Consider the following 18,297-nt stretch of genomic DNA (forward strand, 5'->3'; position numbering starts at 1 on the left):
CTGTTTGTTTGCACCTTTTTACGCAAAATATTTTTGAGTAATTTTATTTACATAGTTTTGCGTTTCTTTAAATGGCGGGATGCCTCCATATTTGTCGACATTTCCCGGACCGGCGTTGTATGCAGCCAGCGCCAATTTTACATTACCGTTATATCGGTTTAAAAGCTGTTTTAAATATTTTGTGCCGCCCTCGATATTTTGCACAGGATCAAACGGATTTTTTACACCGAGCGCTTTTGCTGTAGAAGGCATGAGCTGCATATAGCCGGCAGCTCCTTTAGGACTGACGGCATTTGCCTTGAAGCTTGACTCCTGTTGAATCACAGCTCTGATTAATTTGGCATCGACGCCGTATTTTTGAGCCATCTGCTGAATGATTTCATTTAGATCAGCGGAAACCTGTTTCTGTTCATTTGTTTTTTTGGCAGATTGGGAGGAAGACAGTGAAATATTCTCTTTGGCCGTTTCAGATTGTACATCTTGTTCGATGAAGGCATTTAAAACATCCTGAAAGTTCAGCGAAATTGCTGCATCTTTTGTTTGCGGCCCATCGGATTGGCCTGACAAAAGACGAAGGACTTCAAGCTCAAACAGAACATTGAAATTATAGTTTGTATTCATCACAAATTCTCCTTTGAAAATTTTGCGGAATAAAACCGCTTTATTTTATTTTCTGTTTGACGGATCGGGATGTTGTGTTTGTTTAAAATCTCCAAAAATTGCTGCTTTCCTTCCTTTTCATCCTCTGCCTCAAATTCGATTTCAAAATCCTCTCTATTTTCATATCGGCTATGATCGAGAACAATTTCACCATTTTTATATTTTTTTGTTGCCCGGCTTGTAATGAGCGAACCGAAACAAAGAAGGCTTTCGGGCTTGATTTCAAGCTGTTTGATTTTTTCGACCACTGATCCCTCCTTCGGAAAGACCGACTCATGAATGGCTGAAACTGCTTCTTGATCGGTTAAAAACTGGTGTGTTTCCAGCAATCCGACATGATAAGGCTCCTTTAATGTCAAAACATATTGATCCTTCTTTTTGCGAATTCTTAAAGCGGCGCCATGATTTTTCAACGCAAAACATTTTGTGTCAAAATAATAGTTTTCCTGTTCGGCAAAATCTTTTTCGGTCAATTGAAAAAAATCAGCTAAGCGGTGGAATTCTTCTTTTGTAAGCAGGTTTTTAAATTCTATCTCAAGCTCTTGAACCATCGGGCATTCCTCTCTATGATTAATATCAAAATAAGGTAATGTTGTTATTAATATGATACAATAAAATATACACGAGATGAACTTGAAATGTTTGATTGGAAGGGTGAACAGCATGAAAAAAAGAATTAAAGTGCTGGCGGTTAGCAAAACGGAAGGCAAATTGCTGCTCGAAACGGAGCATGTCCATGATGCAGGGAATCTCGCAGCAAAAGGACAGATGCTGGTAGATTCAGACCAATTTTCTTTTATATACATATTGGATAATGGCGAAGACTTTCTTTACATAGATTTATCATCGGATATTTGGCCTCATTTAAAAGAAGCCAAAAATGAAGAGCTTCCTGTTTATGCTAAAGTGGGAGAAAAAGAAATTTTGCTTACCCAATTTCACGAGGAGCTCGAGTTTTTGCTTGAAAATATAAAGGGAAACGCAAATTACGGCGAGGAGATGGAAAAAATGGTCGAAAGCGTGTTTTATTAGGAGGGGGGCTTTATGAACTACAAGGAATGGGAGCAATTTTTAGCGCCTTATAAGCAGGCAGTGGAAGAATTAAAGGTCAAATTAAAAGGGATTCGTTCCCAATTTGAACTAAGAGGAGAACATTCTCCAATTGAGTTCGTGACAGGCAGGGTAAAACCTGTGCCGAGCATTTTAGATAAAGCGAAGCGAAAACAAATTCCACTTGATAAAATAGAAGAAGAAATGCAGGACATTGCCGGTCTCCGAATGATGTGCCAATTTGTCGGCGACATTCAATTGGTTGTTCAAATGCTAAGAGATCGGCATGATTTGGAAATCGTGGAGGAAAGAGACTACATAACCCGAAATAAAGAAAGCGGCTACCGCTCTTACCATGTTGTGGCCCGCTACCCGGTTCAATCGTTCGAAGGATTGAAAAAGGTTTTGGTTGAAATTCAAATTCGTACGCTTGCCATGAATTTTTGGGCGACGATTGAGCATTCTTTAAATTACAAATATAGCGGGAACATACCTGAACAGATTAAAATCCGCTTGCAGCGCGCAGCTGAAGCAGCTTACCGGCTGGACGAGGAAATGTCGCAAATACGGGGAGAAATTCAAGAAGCGCACGCGATATTTTCACGCAAAACAGAAACAACATAAAAAAGGAGAATGATACTTAAATGAGGTTTTCGATCACATCAAAAGGTGATGAAACATCTAATGCTTTGGCGCAAAAAATCAGAACCTATTTGCTCGATTTCGAGTTTCAATATGATGAAGATCAGCCGGATATCGTGATTTCCGTCGGGGGAGACGGAACATTGCTTTATGCATTTCATCGATATAATAAACGATTGGATAAAACAGCGTTTATAGGAGTTCATACGGGGCATTTAGGATTTTATGCCGACTGGCTCCCGAATGAAATTGAAAAAATGGTGATTGCAATTGCTAAAACACCGTTTCAGATCGTTGAATATCCATTGCTTGAAGTGGTGGTCCGGCATAATGGCGGGAGTGAAGCCTCCTACCTTGCGCTAAATGAATGCACAGTGAAAAGCATTGAAGGGACTCTCGTCATGAATATAGAAATTAAAGGGCTTCTCTTTGAAACATTTCGAGGAGATGGGTTGTGTATTTCAACACCGACAGGAAGCACCGCCTACAATAAAGCGCTTGGCGGTGCTCTCATTCATCCTTCACTGCGGGCTATTCAATTAACAGAAATGGCTTCCATAAACAACAGGGTGTTCCGGACAATCGGCTCGCCGTTAATTTTGCCTGACCACCATACGTGTATGCTAAAGCCTGTCAATGATGTTGATTTTCAAATTACAATCGATCATTTAACACTTCTTCACAAAAACGTCAGGTCCATCCAATGCCGGGTCGCACAGGAAAAGGTAAGGTTTGCGAGATTTCGGCCTTTCCCATTTTGGAAGCGGGTCCGGGACTCGTTTATTGGCGACAGATAAAGGAAAGAGAAAAACATGGGGACATTTCAGCTTCATTGGGACATCAAAAAAGAACATCATGGCTGGCTGCTTAGAGAATTTTTGCGGGAGCATCATATTTCTAAATCCGCTTTAACAGATATTAAATTTAACGGTGGAAAAATTGTCGTTAACGGGAACGAAAAAAATGTCCGATACGTCTTACAAGAAGGCGATCAAGTAACCGTCCATTTTCCGGAAGAAAAGAGAAGCCAGTCGCTCATTCCAGAGAACATACCATTGAACATTGTTTATGAAGACGATTATTGCCTTATTGTAAATAAACCGGCGTTTTTGTCCACCATTCCGTCTAGAGAGCATCCGTCAGGAAGTCTTGCGAACGGGCTTTTACACTATTATGATCAACAGCGGCAAAATCTTACGGTGCATATCGTCAATCGGCTTGACCGGGATACATCCGGGCTGCTTCTTGTAGCCAAACATCGCTACAGCCATTTTCTTTTTTCAAAGGAACAGCAAAAAGGAGCGGTAAAACGGACATACATCGCAATTGTCCATGGAAGGATCAGCGAAGACGAAGGCACCATCGATGCGCCAATTGCAAGAAAGGACGATAGCATCATCGAGAGAACTGTCAGGGAGGATGGGAAAAAAGCTATTACGCATTTTCGGGTCATAAGCCGCTTTTCTGACAAAACGGTTGTTGAGGTAAAGCCTGTAACTGGTAGAACTCATCAAATTCGTCTACATATGTCCTATATAGGTCATCCGCTTTTAGGAGATTCGCTTTATGGTGGACAAAAAGAAGAAATTGACCGCCATGCCCTCCACAGTCAGTCGCTGTCCTTCTATCATCCCGTTTTGCATAAAAATTTGACGTATACTTGCAAGCTTCCTCCTGATATGGAAAAAATAATTAAGCATGCGCGCCTGTAAGTGCATGCTTTTGTTATGAAAAAATGTACGACAAAATCAGATAGATTTGTTAATATAGTAAAACACAAAACTTTTCGATATTTTTCCGGAAAGGAGGAGATTTTATGCAGCCTAAAACAGATGCACCGGAATACAGACAGTTGATGATTGACAAGCTGAGAGAGAACAATGTAGAGGAATTCCGTTCGCTGTTTTTTGAGCTACATCCATATGATCAGGCAAAATTTTTTCTAAAACTTGACCAGCCGGATAGAATGCTTTTATATCAAATTCTATCTCCGGAAGAAATGGCGAATGTTTTTGAAAATATAAGGGATGATAAAAACCGCTACAAATCGCTGCTTGAGGAAATGCATCCGGCATTTGCCGCCAAAATGATGGAATACATGTACGCCGATGATGCGGCAGATGTATTAAGTGAGCTGACAAAAGAGAAAATTTCCAGCTATTTAACCATCATGGACGCTCAAACTGCCAAAAGCATAAGCGAACTTCTTGATTATGAACAATTTACCGCAGGAAGTATTATGACAACCGAGTTCGTTGCCATTAATGCCAATTATACGGTGCAGTCAACGATGGACTTGCTGCGGAAAGAAGCTCCTGATGCGGAAACAATATATTATTTATATGTGATTGACGAAGAGAAACATCTTGTTGGCGTCCTGTCGTTAAGAGATTTAATTGTTCATGAAGACGATACTTTGATTGCTGACATTATGAAAAAGAAAGTCTACTCGGTATCTGTGGCGGATGATCAGGAAGAAGTAGCAAGAAAGATGAAGGACTACAATTTTTTGGCTCTTCCGGTTGTTGATTTTCAACATCGTCTTGTTGGAATTATAACTGTTGATGATATTATTGATGTGCTGGACGAAGAGGCTTCTGACGATTATTCGAAACTGGCCGCTGTCTCGGATGTAGATTCATATGATCCGAATGCTGTTTCTGCTGCCAAAAAAAGATTGCCATGGCTTATTATTCTCCTATTTTTAGGAATGTTCACCGCCGGCCTAATCGGCCAGTTTGAAGAAACGTTGAACAAAGTGGCAACTTTAGCGCTCTTTATACCATTAATTGCAGGGATGGCTGGAAATACAGGAACACAAGCTCTCGCTGTTGCCGTAAGAAGAATTGCAACAGGCGAAGGCACTTCCGAACGCGTGTGGAAAATTATTCTCAAAGAAGCTGGAACCGGCTTGATTACCGGAACAGTATGCGGAATTGTTGTTGCACTGACAATTTTTATTTGGAAGCAGAAATTTTTCTTAGGACTGCTAGTGGGTCTTTCCATATTGTCAACGCTGACTGTTGCGACAATTGCCGGGGCGTTTGTTCCTCTTGTCATGCACAGGCTTCGTATTGACCCGGCTGTGGCCTCCGGTCCATTTATTACAACGATTAATGATATGATCAGCATTTTGATTTATTTTGGCATGGCGACACTATTTATGAACTATTTGCTCTAACAAAATTAGCTAAAGGAGGCGCAATATGGAATCACATGCAGTAACCTCTCTTGTCATCGTGTTGGTAGGCGCTTTTTTAACCCCGATTTTGCTGCATCGGTTCAAACTGGCATTCATTCCTGTCGTCGTTGCGGAAATTATTGTCGGATTAATCATCGGGAAAACGGGATTTAATTTAGTGCAAGAAGATGTATGGCTGTCAACTCTCTCAACGCTGGGATTTATATTTCTCATGTTTTTAAGCGGGCTTGAGATTGATTTCACCATTTTCTCCAAAGAGAAGAAAAAAGAAGAAAAGCTGTCCAACGGAAAAAAAGCTCCTCATACTTTTTTGGTTGCGTCAATTGTTTTTCTTGGCATTTTCGTTGTTTCATTACTTTTATCGTATTTGTTAATGTGGATGGGATTTATCCGCAATGCCTTTTTCATGACGTTAGTGATTTCAACGATTTCTTTAGGAGTAGTAGTGCCGACGCTGAAAGACGAGCAAATTATGAAAACAACCATCGGCCAAATTATTTTGCTGGTGGCTGTCATAGCCGACCTTGTCACCATGATTTTGCTGGCGGTTTTTGTCTCCTTAAACAGCGAAGGAGAAAGCAATACGTGGCTTCTGCTTCTTTTGTTTGCAGCAGGCGTACTGCTTTACTTCATTGGCAAAAGGTTTAAAAGTCGATCCTTTATTAAATCGATGTCAAAAGGAACGGTTCAAATTGGAACAAGGGCGGTTTTTACGTTAATTCTCGCACTTGTAGGTTTATCGGAAACGCTTGGGGCAGAAAATATTTTAGGCGCCTTCCTTGCGGGAGTTTTAGTCTCGCTTTTATCGCCTAATTCAGACTTGGTGCAAAAGCTAGATTCGTTTGGCTACGGTTTTTTAATCCCGATCTTTTTTGTCATGATAGGGGTGGAATTGGATTTATGGGAATTGATCAAAGATCCGAACCTTCTTTTGTTAATTCCTTTGTTATTTCTCGCCCTCTTGATCTCAAAGTTTATTCCCGTTTTTGTGCTGAGAAAATGGTATGATACGAATACAACGATTGCGGCGGCGTTCTTGTTGACTGCTACTTTATCATTAGTTATTGCGGCAGCTGAAATTGGACAGCGAATCGAACTGATTGATAAGCAAATGGCTGACGCACTAATAGTAGTTGCCGTGTTAACAAGCATTATCACGCCGATAGGATTTAAAAAATTATTCCCTAAAAAAATGGCGGTGCAGCCTAAAAAGAAAATTGCTTTTATTGGTGCAAATCAAATGACCCTTCCAGTCACAAGAGAATTGGACAAAAATTTGTATGAAGCAACCGTATATCATACACAGCAAGACAAAATTGAAAACGGGACTGCTCAATCGGTGTTTAAAATTGAAGAATTGAAAGACTATTCGATAGAATCATTGAATGAACACCACATAATGGAAGCTGATATAGTAATAGTGGCTACTGGGGATGAAGAAAGAAATGCGGAAATTGCGACATATGCAAAAGAATGCGGCGTAGAACAGGTCATCGCCTCAATTTCTTCCCCGGAGTTGGATCAAGCATTAAAAGAAAAGGGGATCAGCGTATTTTCCGTCATGCTGTCAACAAAAACGCTGCTCAGGGCTTTGATCGAATCGCCTGGCGTTATGCGGATCTTAACAAACCAAGACAACTCTCTTTATCAAATTAATATGAATAACCGAAAATATGATGGAATGAAGCTTCGATACTTTCCGTTTACAGGAGATTGTATCTTTGTCCGGATTTTTCGAGGTGAAGATTCCATTGTGCCTCACGGCGATACCGAATTGAAAAAAGGGGACCGCTTGATTGTAACGGGTTCCCGCAAATATGTAAATGAGTTAAAAGATGAGCTGGAATTTAGCAAATAATATTTGCAAACAAAACAAATTGTGATAGCATGAAATTAGTATGAAAATTTAATAAGCATCCACTAGGGGAGCCTTTGGAAAGGCTGAGATTAAAGTGTTGACTTTAAGACCCTTTGAACCTGATCTGGATGATGCCAGCGTAGGGAAGTGGGAATTTGAAACATATGTCTGATATTCCATTACCACTTTCCAGCAAGGAAGGTGGTTTTTTATTGTTTCCAGTCTCACCACTGGACAGCTGCTTTCCAGTTTTGAACCTTGAAAGACGAGTGTGAGCGTCTTTCTCATGAAAGGAATGTACAATGTTGGAACTTCATGCCGTAACAGACGGAACAAAACCGGTCAACGAGCTAATACGCATAATTTTGTCCATATCAGATCATGTTGATTACGTTCATATACGAGAAAAAAATAAAAGACCATGTGAGATCATTCATCTTGTAGAACAGCTTTTGGCAAACGGGATAAGGAGAGAACAGCTTGTTATCAACGATCGGCTCGATGTTGCGCTCCTAACAGGCGTTCAAAATGTTCATCTTCCGGGAACCGGCCTGCCGGTAAAAAAAGTGAAAAGCGCTTTTCCGCAAATAAAAGCCGGTGTCAGCGTCCATTCATTAGATGAAGCGGTAAAAGCAGAAAAAGACGGAGCAGACTATTGTTTTTTCGGAAACGTTTTTGAAACGAACAGTAAAAAAGGACTTCCGGCAAAGGGAACAGATTTGCTTAGGAAAATCGTTGGACACGTCAATATTCCTATTATCGCCATCGGTGGGATCACGCCTGATAATATGCAAAAGGTTTTAGAAAAAAAAGCAAGCGGTATTGCCGTTATGTCCTATATCTTTTCTTCGAAAGATCCAGAGAGCGCTGCCAAACTTTTCAGGAAAGGGGAAGCTTTTTAAAATGAACGTTTTTGATGTTGGAATCATCGGGGGAGGGGTCATCGGCCAAGGGATCGCCTATGAGCTATCAAAAGCAGGGCTGAAGACCGCCGTGTTTGAAAGCGGCGAAATCGGAGGTAAAGCGACATCCGCTGCAGCAGGAATGCTGGGTGCCCATTCTGAAAATGAAAAAAGAGACATATTTTTTGAGCTATGCTTAGAGAGCCGAAATTTATATCCGAGCCTTGCAAAAGAATTATTGGAGCAATCTGGTGTGGATATTGAGCTTGTGCAGGAAGGCATGTATCGGCTTGCATTTACTGAGGAAGAAGGCCGCTTTCTGCAATCGCTCGCAGATGAGAATGAACTAGAATGGCATTCAAGGGAAAACGTACTGGCAAATGAGCCACATGTTTCTGAAGACATTGCGGGAGCTCTTTGGCTTAAACATGACGGCCAAGTGAAAGGTTCATCTGTTTGCTGCGCATATGCGAAAGGCGCTAGAAAATATGGTGCATCCATTTTTGAACAATGTCCTGTTTTCGATGTGATTAAAGAGGGAAAAGCATACAAGCTTGTCACTTCCCAAGGAGTTTTTATATGTGGAAAAGTCGTCGTTTCAAGCGGAGTTTGGAGTGGCTTTTTCTTAGAAAAGTTGGGGTTGAAAAATCCAATGAAGCCCGTTAAAGGAGAATGCTTAGCCGTAAAACCGAAAAAACTAGTGATCAACAAAACAGTGTTTTACGAGCACTGTTATATCGTACCGAAAAAAGACGGCACCGTTATTATTGGAGCAACTTCTTATGAAAACGACTGGGATACGAATCCAACAGTCAAAGGAGTATCCGAATTAATGATCAAGGTTCAGAAAATGATGCCAGAAATCGGGTCTGAACCGGTCGTTAGTGCTTGGTCGTCGCTCAGGCCGCAAACAGCTGACGGCTGGCCGTATTTTGCCGAGCACCCGGAGCATGAGGGAATCTTTTTTGCGACCGGTCATTATCGAAACGGCATTCTTCTAGCGCCGATTACAAGCTTGATCGTAAAAGACATGATTTTGAAAACGAATCAATATGAGCGTTATGTTCATAGCTTTTCTTTAAACCGATTGCTTTCTGATGCGAAAGGGAGGTGATGAAACGGTGAAACTTCGCATCAACGGCCAGCAGATGGAAGTGGAGAATAGTGTTCGAAGCATTGAAGATTTGCTGAACTTTTTTCAATTACAGGAAAGAATTGTTGTCGTTGAACGAAATGGTGAAATTGTTTCAAAAGAACAATACAGCTTCCAGACATTACATGATGGTGATCAAATTGAAATTGTCCATTTTGTTGGAGGGGGATGATGATTCATGTTAAAAATAGGAGATAAAACATTTCAGTCGAGATTAATGTTAGGAACTGGAAAATATCCGTCTTTTGAGATACAAAAAGAAGCGGTGGAGGCCTCAGGTGCTGAAATTTTGACATTTGCCGTCAGAAGAATGAATATTTACGAGCCTTCTCAGCCAAATTTTTTAGAAATGTTGGATTTATCGAAATATACGCTTCTGCCGAACACGGCCGGGGCAAAAACTGCGGAGGAAGCAGTCAGAATCGCTAAACTTGCTAAAGCATCAGGATTATGTGATATGATTAAGGTGGAAGTAATTGGAGATGATAAAACGCTTCTCCCTGATCCGATTGAAACATTGAAGGCATCAGAGATGTTATTGGATGAAGGGTTTATTGTTCTTCCATACACTTCAGACGATGTTGTTCTGGCGAAGAAGCTTGAAGAATTAGGGGTTCATGCCATCATGCCGGGAGCATCTCCGATCGGATCAGGCCAAGGAATTGTCAATCCTCTCAATCTATCATTTATTATTGAGCAAGCCAATATTCCAGTCATTGTTGATGCCGGAATCGGTTCGCCGGCAGATTGCGCACTCGCCATGGAGATGGGAGCAGATGGAATCTTATTAAATACAGCTGTTTCCGGTGCAAAAGATCCTGTGAAAATGGCGAAGGCAATGAAACTGGCGATTGAAGCAGGAAGACTTGGATATGAAGCAGGACGCATTCCGAAAAAACGGTATGCACAAGCAAGCAGTCCAACGGAAGGAATGTTAACGACATAATGGAACGATATTCTCGCCAAATCTTGTTTTCTCCTATTGGAGAAGAGGGACAAAAAAAATTGCTGAAAAGCCATGTGCTCATTGTTGGAGCTGGGGCACTCGGCTGCGCAAGCGCTGAAATGTTAGCCCGTGCTGGAATCGGTAAAATAACCATCATTGACCGTGATTATGTCGATTGGAGCAATCTCGGGCGTCAACAGCTGTATACAGAAGAGGATGCGAAACAAAAGCTGCCAAAAGCGGTTGCTGCCAAAAAACATTTGCAGGAAATCAATTCGAACATTTCGATTGAAGCGATTGTGGGCGATTTCTCAATTGATTTTATAGAACATGTAAAGGATGTCGATCTTATCATCGATGGGACTGACAATTTTGAAACGAGATTTTTCATCAATGATTTAGCGATGAAGCACGAAATACCTTGGATCTATGGGGCAGTAGTGAGAAGTTATGGAATGACCGTTTCCATCGTTCCGAAACAAACACCATGCCTCCATTGTATGCTCCAAGCGATTCCGTCTGACGGAATGACGTGCGATACAGTTGGCGTGATCAGCCCGGCGGTGCAAATCGTCGCCTCTTATCAAACAGCAGAGGCACTGAAATATTTAGTCAGCGGAGAGGTGTCCAAGCAGTTAGTTTCATTTGATGTTTGGACAAGGGAGCATTCTGCAGTAGACATGACCAAGTTAAAAAAGGCCGACTGCCCATCGTGCGGACATCACCCGACATATCCATATTTGTCGGTTGAAAATGGATTAAAAACAGCGGTTTTGTGCGGAAGGAATACCGTACAAATACGTCCGCAGCAAAAACAGAAGATTTCGCTATCAGAAATTACCAATCGTTTGCGTCCGATCGTGAAAGACTTAAAGGGAAATGCTTATTTAATATCCTTTCAGGCGGATGATTTCCGCGTCGTGCTTTTTCAAGACGGAAGAGCATTAATTCACGGCACTAAGGAAGAAGAGAAAGCAAAAGCTATTTATCAACGTTACTTCGGAGCTTAAATGGAGGTGTGTTTATGACCATCGGAAAAGCGTTGACGATTGCCGGGTCCGATTCAGGGGGAGGCGCGGGAATTCAGGCAGATTTGAAAACTTTTCAAGAGTTGGATGTATACGGAATGAGCGTAATCACGGCCGTTACATCTCAAAACACATTAGGTGTTCATGGTGTCTACCCTGTTCCGGCTGAAGGGGTGATCAGTCAGCTTGATGCAATTGCTGAAGATTTATCGCCAGATGCGGTCAAAACAGGAATGCTTTTTAATCAAGAAATCATCCAAATCGTCTCAAATAAAGTTCAAAAGCATGGATGGGAAAAAATTGTCGTTGATCCAGTAATGATTGCAAAAGGCGGACATCCATTACTTGAAGAGTCTGCCATCAACGCGCTCATCAACGACTTAATTCCGATTTCGTTTATTGTGACGCCGAACATCCCGGAAGCGGAAGCGATCACGGGCATCGAGATAAAATCGTTTGATGATCGGAAAGAAGCTGCGAAAAAAATTTGCCAAATGGGAGCAAAGCATGTGATCATAAAGGGAGGACATCAGCCGTCGGGCGGCGAAATCATTGATTTGTTGTTTGACGGGCATGATTTTTATGAATTTAAAGGCAACTATGTCAACACAAAGCACACGCACGGAACAGGCTGCACTTTTTCTGCTGCGCTGACAGCTGAGCTCGCCAAAGGAAAAGAAGTCATTGAAGCCGTAAAAACTGCAAAAGAGTTCATCCATCTTGCTGTAGAAAATGCTCTAGGCATCGGAGGCGGCCACGGTCCGACCAATCATTGGGCATATAAAAGAAATTTAGCTGCTTCTAAATAACATAAGCCGGACATATATGTTCTGGCTTTTTTCTCTTTTGTCCTTTATAATTATGATCAGGTATTAATAACTTGTAATAATGTTTAGGAGGATTTTCCATGAAATTGAATTTGGAAGGCCGAAACATTGTGGTCATGGGTGTTGCTAACAAGCGAAGCATTGCTTGGGGAATTGCCCGCTCTTTGCATGAAGCGGGAGCAAGATTGATCTTTACATATGTGGGCGAAAGAATGGAAAAATCGGTTCGAGAGCTCGTAGATTCGTTAGGACGGGAAGATTATCTCGTGTTGCCTTGTGATGTAACGAAGGATGAAGAAATCGAGCAGTGCTTTGAAAAAATTAAAAACGAAGTTGGTGTGATTCACGGTATCGCTCATTGTATCGCCTTTGCGAATAAGGAAGAGCTGAGCGGTGAATATTTGAACACAACAAGAGACGGCTTCCTGTTGGCCCACAACATCAGTTCTTATTCTTTAACGGCGGTTGCGAAAACAGCCCGTCCTTTGATGACAGAAGGCGGAAGCATTGTTACATTAACTTACTTGGGCGGTGAGCGAGTCGTTCAAAACTACAACGTAATGGGAGTTGCGAAAGCGTCATTGGATGCTAGCGTGAAATATTTGGCGAACGATCTAGGTAAAGAAAATATTCGCGTCAATGCCATTTCCGCTGGTCCGATTCGTACGCTTTCGGCAAAAGGTATCAGTGATTTTAATTCAATTCTGAAGGAAATAGAAGAACGTGCTCCGCTGCGCCGAACCACAACACAAGAAGAAGTTGGAGACACGGCGTTGTTCCTGTTCAGCGATCTTTCCCGCGGCATAACAGGTGAAACGATTCATGTTGATTCAGGTTTTCATATTTTAGGTTATTAAGTTAGCTAAAAAAGATTAATCTGTGTGCGTGGCTCGCACAAGATTAATCTTTTTTTATGGCAGGATAAAATGAAATTTTGCTGTCAGCTTCAAGGTGCCACTATTTCAAGCCGTGAAGCTTGGATTTATTGTTGATGTTCTGTTACGACTTTTTGTGTCAATGTGCAGCGATTTTCAAATGCTCTTTTGTCATAAGAAAAAGTTAGATTTCCGTCATGATTTCATTCTATCTTGTCATAAAATAATGAGAGAAATCATATTAGAGGGTGGCGATCAAACTTGATTAAAAAAGAAAAATTAGAACCTTTGATGTATATTGTCCAGCCGAATATAAAAAAACCTGAAGTGACCATGCAGTCGACGTTATTAAAAAAAATTGCAAATAATTCTAAGCAAGCGGTAAAGAGTACATGGACGAAAGAAGAGATTTATAAAAGAAGAAGAGAATTGGCAAATATGACGGTTCATGAAAAGATTGATTTCTTTTCAAGTCTTCCGGAGCATGTGTATAAAAACGTATGTGAAATTAAAACAGTAGAGAAAACATACAAAGGAATTATTTTGTCAAAGGAAAACGATGTCGTTCAAATCCGTACATTTGATCAAAATGAACCTTTGAAAATAAAATCGAAAAGTATTTTAGACATAAAAGTGTTAGGGAATTAAAATGGAGAACTCGGTTATGCCGGGTTTTTTAATTTTATTTGAACGCTTTAAATATTCAAAACATATGTTGGTGAAGGAAAGGAGAATTGATTCCATGGAGTGGTATTGGTTTTCATTTGTTCTCACTGCATTGGCATCTTTTCGATTAACGAGAATTATAGTGTTTGATAAAATCGCTTCATTTTTGCGGGCTCCTTTTTTAACAATTGTGGAGGAAAAAGGGGAGACAGGAGAAACCGTTTCTTTTTTCAGACCGAAAGGAAAAGGACTTCGATTGTGGATCGGTGAGCTTTTAAGCTGTTATTGGTGCACAGGAATATGGTGTGCCGCCATTTTATTTTTTGGAAATGAATATTTATACGCCATTTTCCATCCAATTACGGTCATATTAGCGATCTCAGGTTTGGCTGGAATTATTGAACATTTGCTTGATTAGCGCCATTTGAAATGAACTGTTTACCGGAATATCTCCGGGAATTGCATCGTAAAGGAAGTGAAAGGTTTTGAAAGGCGTCATTTTGGCAGGAGGAAAAGGGACGAGATTGAAACCATTTACGAATGTAATCAATAAACATTTACTTCCGGTTGGAAAATTCCCAATGATATGCTGGCCGATTTCAAGGTTGAAAGAAGCAGGAATTAAAGATATTTTAATTGTTACTAATGAAGAACATCTACCACAGTTTTTCAAAATTATTGGAAATGGAGAAAGTTTAAATGTAAATATCCAATATACGATTCAAAAGGAGCCAAATGGAATTGGAGATGGTGTTAGAAAGGCTGAATTTTTTACGAATGGCGATCCATTTGTGCTTTTGCTGGGGGATAACATTTTTGAAATGAATTTAAGCTCATTTTTGAAATCTTTTGAAAAGAGCGGGAATGAAGCTCATCTCTTTTTAAAAGAAGTGGATGAGCCGTCGAGATATGGCGTTGCTTTTTTGGATAAAGAAAAAAAGGAAATCACGGATTTAGTCGAAAAACCGACCTGCAGCAAGTCCAATTTATGCATTACAGGCATTTACTTGTATAAACCGGTTGTTTTTCACGTGCTCAACGAGATCAAGCCGTCTTTAAGAGGAGAATATGAAATTACAGATGTAAACCGAAAATTTTTGGAAAAAGGAACGATCGGTTTTTCCTATGTGGAAGGGTTTTGGTCAGATGCTGGCACGTATGAATCATGGGTGGATGCCAATCTATTTGCTTTTCATCAAATAAATAGCAAGGTGTGAGATGATGAAGCCGAAGGTTTCCATCATTTTAACGAGCTATAACAAGCCGGATACGGTTCATCTAGCGATTGAAAGCGTGCTTGCCCAAAAATATGACAATTGGGAGCTATTGATCATGGACGATCATTCCAATGATAAGACAAAAAGAATTATAAAAGGCTTTTTGCAAGATTCACGAATTCAATATTTTGACAGCGGCATTCGAGATGAGGATCGACATAAAACAACACGTTACGCAACATTGATTAATGAGGCGTTGGAAAAAGTATCCGGCGACTACATTTCTTATTTAACAGATGACGACATATATTTGCCGGAACGGCTTTCTGAAATGACAACTATTTTAAATAACAGTCCATCTTATGGTGTTGTCTATTCAAAACAGCTTGTCCGAAAAATTGATCAAAGCGGAAGAACCGTGTATGAAAAAGTGCGGGAAACAAACGGGATATTAACAAAACCTCAAAATCTTGTTGATCATTGTTCGGTGATGCATCGAGCTTCACTGTTGCCGCTCATACTGGCGAAATACGGTTCATATTGGGACGATTCGCCTGAATATTGGCATAACGGTGATGCTGCTTTTTGGGCCCGTTTGGCAGAATGGTCACCATTTTATCCTATTCCAAAAGTTTTGGATATATGTTTAAAAACACCTGATTCATTTCAAGAATTGAACGCATTCATGCCGAAAGAATTGCCGACTGGGCTGGTTGTCCTCTCAACAAATGAAAACACATTTTTAATTGACGGAAACATAAGGCGGAAAATCGATGAGGCAGCCTTTCGAATGTTAAAATATGATCGAAAACAGCTGGTAAAAGTACATGATCCATTGCTTTATCAATATCGTGAAGGGGCCCCTATTGAAAAATCTGTTTTTTCCAATGCCAAATTGTTTCCAAATTATCGTTTCATTAAATGTGGGAAAAGTATTTTTTATACAGAAGGGGGATGCGCCAGGCCGATTGAGTCGGCCGATGCTTTGCGGAGATTAAAGGCAGACTTAAAAGATTTCATTCTTGTAGCGCCTGACATGTTGGAAGATTTTCAAATTGGCAAGCCTATTTCGAGAACATTTGATCAAAAAAACCCGATTCCGGAAGGAAAATTGTTTTTGTATAAACGGCATTTTTTTATTAGTGGAAATGGTGAACTTAAACCAATGGAAGCAAAGGTCCTCCGTAAATTAAAATACGACAAATCGCTTGCCATTCCATTAAGCAAATATGAATTTGCTTCATTTCCCAAAGGCGAATCATTAAAATGGGAAGTTGTCCGCTGGAAAGATAAGAATTGAGAAGCAATTTGAACTAAAATGTTTATAGTTTCAAACATTAAAAAGAGGGGCTGTCCAGAAAGTCAAAATCCATTGAAAACGACATAAGCATTGATATATCAACGTTTCTAAAACATTAAAGGGGCGTCTATAAGCCGGAAAATCGACTTATTATTAGACAGCCCCTGTGTTTAATTTTAAGGAAAAATATTTCGGCATTCTTTATCCAAAAATTGTGGAAGAAACCGGAATTTTTGACAGGATCAGCTCGTTTTTTTCCGGTTTCTTACACCTGAAAGACTTGGTCAGCGCCTTTCTTATAGATGCATGCTTTCAATTGCAGCAATGGTGTATGGATTTCGGCATTCTCTAAGCGCTTCTCTACACTCGCGCCGTTCGCTTCGACAGATGCTTAATGGTTCCCTGCATTGGCGCAGTTCGTTTCTGATCTCCCTTAACGTTGCTCTTTCCTGCCGTAATTCATTTCGGCATTGAATCAGTTCAGGACTCGGCAATTCTTTCACCCTCCTATTTAAAATAGTTTACATTTCTTCTCTGCATTCTCGTAATTCTTCTCTGCACTGTGCTAATTCTTCTCTACAATCGATTAGCTTTTGCCGGCATTCAAGTAGTTTATTTCTTGTTTGCTGCTGCGATAAACGTGTTTGTTCTAATTTTTCCCGGCACTCTTCTACAGTTTGTGGCAAAGCATACCCCTCCTATTTATAAAATTAGGAAGTGCGCTCAGATGGAACTTCCTAATACTATACGTATATTCAAAGTCGATCAAAAAGTATAGTCATTTATAATTATTAATTAATTTTCACAAGCCTATTCTTTTTGTTTATACCCAAGATGTTTAAGCATTTTGATAAAAGATTCACCATATTTTTCAAGTGAAAATTCGTGTTGAATTAAATTCAGACCGTTTTGAACCAATTTTGAACGGAGAGGTGCATTAGTTAACATATCCTTTGCTTCTAAAACCGCTTTTTGAAGGCGATTTTTTGGGATGATTTTTCCTGTCCGATTATGAATGACAAAGCTTTTCACTCCGTCTGAATCTGTACATAGAACGGGACATTGGCAGCTCATCGCTTCCAACGGAGCATATCCGAATCCTTCTAACAGCGATGTTGAGCAAAAAAAGCCTCCTGATTTTGCGATTTTAGAGTAATAGATTGGCATTTCACCATGGGGGATATTTGCGAACATTTTTACATGCTCTGTTAGCTCGAGACGTTTCAGCCACCTTGCGAACTGTTTTCTTTGTTCATCCATGCTTAAAGTGGGGTCCTCAAACATCCATAATTCAATGTCAAATTGTTGATTTAACAAATGTCTCCCAAGGCGGAGAAAAAGTTTCCAATTTTTGTTCTCCTCTATTCTGCCTACCCACCCTATAATCCTTTTTTGAGGAGCTTCCACTTCTTTTTTGGAGAATAACTTCGTATCGATGCCGTTATGAAAGCTATAAAGCTGTTTATCCGGAAAAGCTTTCTTTATTTTTGTAATTAAGTGGGATGTGTTGGGGGATAAAATGGCAGCGGCATGTTCTTCAACGAACGGTTTAGCTTTTTTTAACAGTTGATCGATTTCTGTTCCAAACCCTTGAATGTCATATACGATCTTGCCGTTAAAGCCTAGTTTTCTAATTTTTGACAAAAAAAGGTAGTCTGCACAAACAAAAATCAAGTCGTATTTTTCTATTTCAAATATCCGCTTAATCTCTTGTTCATCATTGGTGACAAACGCTGTCATTCCGCTTGCCTCTATATTTTTCCATCCGGAACCTTTTGTTAAATATAATGCATGGCTTTCGACCCCGTATTTTTTTAAAGCGGCAAAACGTTGACGATTCAACGTTTCGACGCCGCTTCCCGCAATATAAAAAGTAAACAATATTTTCATGCGAGATACGCCCTTTCTATTTCATAAAATTCTTAAAAAAAGAAAATGTAAATATTTAAAAATCCGCTGTTCTCCATCGCC

At 40.3% G+C, this 18,297-nt stretch carries 22 protein-coding genes and 1 riboswitch; of the genes, 17 read left to right on the forward strand and 5 right to left on the reverse strand.

What is annotated here, in order from left to right; genetic code table 11:
- Positions 1-18 precede the first annotated feature (18 nt).
- A complete protein-coding gene (locus NSS70_RS06310; RefSeq protein ID WP_339199168.1) occupies positions 19-621 on the reverse strand; it encodes a lytic transglycosylase domain-containing protein in 603 nt (200 codons plus the stop codon).
- Positions 621-1,211, reverse strand: a complete 591-nt coding sequence (locus NSS70_RS06315; protein ID WP_144596603.1) for a CYTH domain-containing protein — start codon at positions 1,209-1,211, stop codon at positions 621-623. The genes NSS70_RS06310 and NSS70_RS06315 overlap by 1 nt, the downstream gene beginning before the upstream one ends.
- Positions 1,212-1,323: 112 nt before the next feature.
- Between NSS70_RS06315 and NSS70_RS06320 the strand changes: the two genes are divergently transcribed.
- The 17 genes from NSS70_RS06320 to NSS70_RS06400 all read left to right on the forward strand — a co-directional run bounded on the left by NSS70_RS06320 (position 1,324) and on the right by NSS70_RS06400 (position 16,326).
- Positions 1,324-1,692, forward strand: coding sequence for a UPF0738 family protein (locus NSS70_RS06320; protein WP_130157355.1), 369 nt, complete (start codon positions 1,324-1,326; stop codon positions 1,690-1,692).
- Positions 1,693-1,704: 12 nt separating this feature from the next.
- On the forward strand, positions 1,705-2,334 hold the full coding sequence (locus tag NSS70_RS06325; RefSeq protein WP_063387496.1) for a GTP pyrophosphokinase: 630 nt from the start codon (positions 1,705-1,707) through the stop codon (positions 2,332-2,334).
- A gap of 20 nt (positions 2,335-2,354) precedes the next feature.
- Complete coding sequence (locus NSS70_RS06330) at positions 2,355-3,149, forward strand: NAD kinase (protein WP_066248330.1); 795 nt, start codon at positions 2,355-2,357, stop codon at positions 3,147-3,149.
- Between the two features lie 15 nt (positions 3,150-3,164).
- Positions 3,165-4,064 carry an RluA family pseudouridine synthase gene (locus NSS70_RS06335; protein ID WP_339199174.1) on the forward strand — a complete coding sequence of 300 codons (900 nt, stop codon included), beginning with the start codon at positions 3,165-3,167 and terminating at the stop codon, positions 4,062-4,064.
- Between the two features lie 104 nt (positions 4,065-4,168).
- Complete coding sequence (mgtE, locus tag NSS70_RS06340; protein ID WP_311067044.1) at positions 4,169-5,533, forward strand: magnesium transporter; 1,365 nt, start codon at positions 4,169-4,171, stop codon at positions 5,531-5,533.
- Between the two features lie 25 nt (positions 5,534-5,558).
- Entirely contained in the window at positions 5,559-7,412 is a 1,854-nt protein-coding gene (locus NSS70_RS06345) for a monovalent cation:proton antiporter family protein (RefSeq protein ID WP_311067045.1), read from the forward strand.
- A 54-nt stretch (positions 7,413-7,466) separates the two neighbouring features.
- Positions 7,467-7,575: riboswitch (TPP riboswitch) on the forward strand.
- A gap of 139 nt (positions 7,576-7,714) precedes the next feature.
- The gene (tenI, locus tag NSS70_RS06350) at positions 7,715-8,314 is read left to right on the forward strand and encodes a thiazole tautomerase TenI (protein WP_311067046.1); all 600 of its coding nucleotides are present in this window, start codon (positions 7,715-7,717) and stop codon (positions 8,312-8,314) included.
- Position 8,315: 1 nt separating this feature from the next.
- On the forward strand, positions 8,316-9,428 hold the full coding sequence (gene thiO / locus NSS70_RS06355; RefSeq protein ID WP_339199178.1) for a glycine oxidase ThiO: 1,113 nt from the start codon (positions 8,316-8,318) through the stop codon (positions 9,426-9,428).
- Between the two features lie 7 nt (positions 9,429-9,435).
- On the forward strand, positions 9,436-9,639 hold the full coding sequence (thiS, locus tag NSS70_RS06360; RefSeq protein ID WP_339199181.1) for a sulfur carrier protein ThiS: 204 nt from the start codon (positions 9,436-9,438) through the stop codon (positions 9,637-9,639).
- 6 nt (positions 9,640-9,645) lie between these two features.
- Positions 9,646-10,413 (forward strand): thiazole synthase, encoded by a 768-nt coding sequence (locus NSS70_RS06365; RefSeq protein ID WP_066248317.1) that lies wholly within the window; start codon positions 9,646-9,648, stop codon positions 10,411-10,413.
- The gene (locus NSS70_RS06370; RefSeq protein ID WP_311067326.1) at positions 10,410-11,423 is read left to right on the forward strand and encodes a ThiF family adenylyltransferase; all 1,014 of its coding nucleotides are present in this window, start codon (positions 10,410-10,412) and stop codon (positions 11,421-11,423) included. Before NSS70_RS06365 ends, NSS70_RS06370 begins: the two co-directional genes overlap by 4 nt.
- 14 nt (positions 11,424-11,437) lie before the next feature.
- Entirely contained in the window at positions 11,438-12,250 is an 813-nt protein-coding gene (gene thiD, locus NSS70_RS06375) for a bifunctional hydroxymethylpyrimidine kinase/phosphomethylpyrimidine kinase (RefSeq protein ID WP_339199183.1), read from the forward strand.
- Between the two features lie 98 nt (positions 12,251-12,348).
- On the forward strand, positions 12,349-13,125 hold the full coding sequence (fabI, locus tag NSS70_RS06380) for an enoyl-ACP reductase FabI (protein WP_339199186.1): 777 nt from the start codon (positions 12,349-12,351) through the stop codon (positions 13,123-13,125).
- Between the two features lie 279 nt (positions 13,126-13,404).
- A complete protein-coding gene (locus tag NSS70_RS06385) occupies positions 13,405-13,791 on the forward strand; it encodes a CotO family spore coat protein (RefSeq protein ID WP_063387508.1) in 387 nt (128 codons plus the stop codon).
- A 94-nt stretch (positions 13,792-13,885) separates the two neighbouring features.
- Positions 13,886-14,227: a DUF1360 domain-containing protein gene (locus NSS70_RS06390; RefSeq protein ID WP_339199969.1), complete on the forward strand. Its 342-nt coding sequence runs from the start codon at positions 13,886-13,888 to the stop codon at positions 14,225-14,227.
- Positions 14,228-14,294: 67 nt separating this feature from the next.
- Positions 14,295-15,026 carry a sugar nucleotidyltransferase gene (locus NSS70_RS06395; RefSeq protein ID WP_339199188.1) on the forward strand — a complete coding sequence of 244 codons (732 nt, stop codon included), beginning with the start codon at positions 14,295-14,297 and terminating at the stop codon, positions 15,024-15,026.
- Positions 15,027-15,030: 4 nt separating this feature from the next.
- Entirely contained in the window at positions 15,031-16,326 is a 1,296-nt protein-coding gene (locus tag NSS70_RS06400) for a glycosyltransferase family 2 protein (protein ID WP_339211180.1), read from the forward strand.
- Positions 16,327-16,622: 296 nt separating this feature from the next.
- Here the strand turns inward: NSS70_RS06400 and NSS70_RS06405 are convergent, their stop codons facing one another.
- The 3 genes from NSS70_RS06405 to NSS70_RS06415 all read right to left on the reverse strand — a co-directional run bounded on the left by NSS70_RS06405 (position 16,623) and on the right by NSS70_RS06415 (position 18,216).
- The gene (locus NSS70_RS06405; RefSeq protein ID WP_339199195.1) at positions 16,623-16,820 is read right to left on the reverse strand and encodes a hypothetical protein; all 198 of its coding nucleotides are present in this window, start codon (positions 16,818-16,820) and stop codon (positions 16,623-16,625) included.
- Between the two features lie 27 nt (positions 16,821-16,847).
- Positions 16,848-17,012, reverse strand: coding sequence for a hypothetical protein (locus tag NSS70_RS06410; protein ID WP_339199198.1), 165 nt, complete (start codon positions 17,010-17,012; stop codon positions 16,848-16,850).
- A gap of 124 nt (positions 17,013-17,136) precedes the next feature.
- On the reverse strand, positions 17,137-18,216 hold the full coding sequence (locus NSS70_RS06415) for a glycosyltransferase family 4 protein (RefSeq protein WP_339199201.1): 1,080 nt from the start codon (positions 18,214-18,216) through the stop codon (positions 17,137-17,139).
- Positions 18,217-18,297 lie beyond the last annotated feature (81 nt).

Origin of the sequence: Aeribacillus sp. FSL K6-2848, from assembly GCF_038004325.1 — a bacterium.
Lineage (GTDB): Bacteria > Bacillota > Bacilli > Bacillales > Aeribacillaceae > Aeribacillus > Aeribacillus composti.

Bases quoted from the DNA above. Each gene is read 5' to 3' on its own strand.
- NSS70_RS06310 (WP_339199168.1), bottom strand. From the start codon at position 621: ATGAATACAAACTATAATTTCAATGTTCTGTTTGAGCTTGAAGTCCTT.
- NSS70_RS06315 (WP_144596603.1), bottom strand. From the start codon at position 1,211: ATGGTTCAAGAGCTTGAGATAGAATTTAAAAACCTGCTTACAAAAGAA.
- NSS70_RS06320 (WP_130157355.1), top strand. From the start codon at position 1,324: ATGAAAAAAAGAATTAAAGTGCTGGCGGTTAGCAAAACGGAAGGCAAA.
- NSS70_RS06325 (WP_063387496.1), top strand. From the start codon at position 1,705: ATGAACTACAAGGAATGGGAGCAATTTTTAGCGCCTTATAAGCAGGCA.
- NSS70_RS06330 (WP_066248330.1), top strand. From the start codon at position 2,355: ATGAGGTTTTCGATCACATCAAAAGGTGATGAAACATCTAATGCTTTG.
- NSS70_RS06335 (WP_339199174.1), top strand. From the start codon at position 3,165: ATGGGGACATTTCAGCTTCATTGGGACATCAAAAAAGAACATCATGGC.
- mgtE (WP_311067044.1), top strand. From the start codon at position 4,169: ATGCAGCCTAAAACAGATGCACCGGAATACAGACAGTTGATGATTGAC.
- NSS70_RS06345 (WP_311067045.1), top strand. From the start codon at position 5,559: ATGGAATCACATGCAGTAACCTCTCTTGTCATCGTGTTGGTAGGCGCT.
- tenI (WP_311067046.1), top strand. From the start codon at position 7,715: ATGTTGGAACTTCATGCCGTAACAGACGGAACAAAACCGGTCAACGAG.
- thiO (WP_339199178.1), top strand. From the start codon at position 8,316: ATGAACGTTTTTGATGTTGGAATCATCGGGGGAGGGGTCATCGGCCAA.
- NSS70_RS06365 (WP_066248317.1), top strand. From the start codon at position 9,646: ATGTTAAAAATAGGAGATAAAACATTTCAGTCGAGATTAATGTTAGGA.
- thiD (WP_339199183.1), top strand. From the start codon at position 11,438: ATGACCATCGGAAAAGCGTTGACGATTGCCGGGTCCGATTCAGGGGGA.
- fabI (WP_339199186.1), top strand. From the start codon at position 12,349: ATGAAATTGAATTTGGAAGGCCGAAACATTGTGGTCATGGGTGTTGCT.
- NSS70_RS06390 (WP_339199969.1), top strand. From the start codon at position 13,886: ATGGAGTGGTATTGGTTTTCATTTGTTCTCACTGCATTGGCATCTTTT.
- NSS70_RS06400 (WP_339211180.1), top strand. From the start codon at position 15,031: ATGAAGCCGAAGGTTTCCATCATTTTAACGAGCTATAACAAGCCGGAT.
- NSS70_RS06415 (WP_339199201.1), bottom strand. From the start codon at position 18,216: ATGAAAATATTGTTTACTTTTTATATTGCGGGAAGCGGCGTCGAAACG.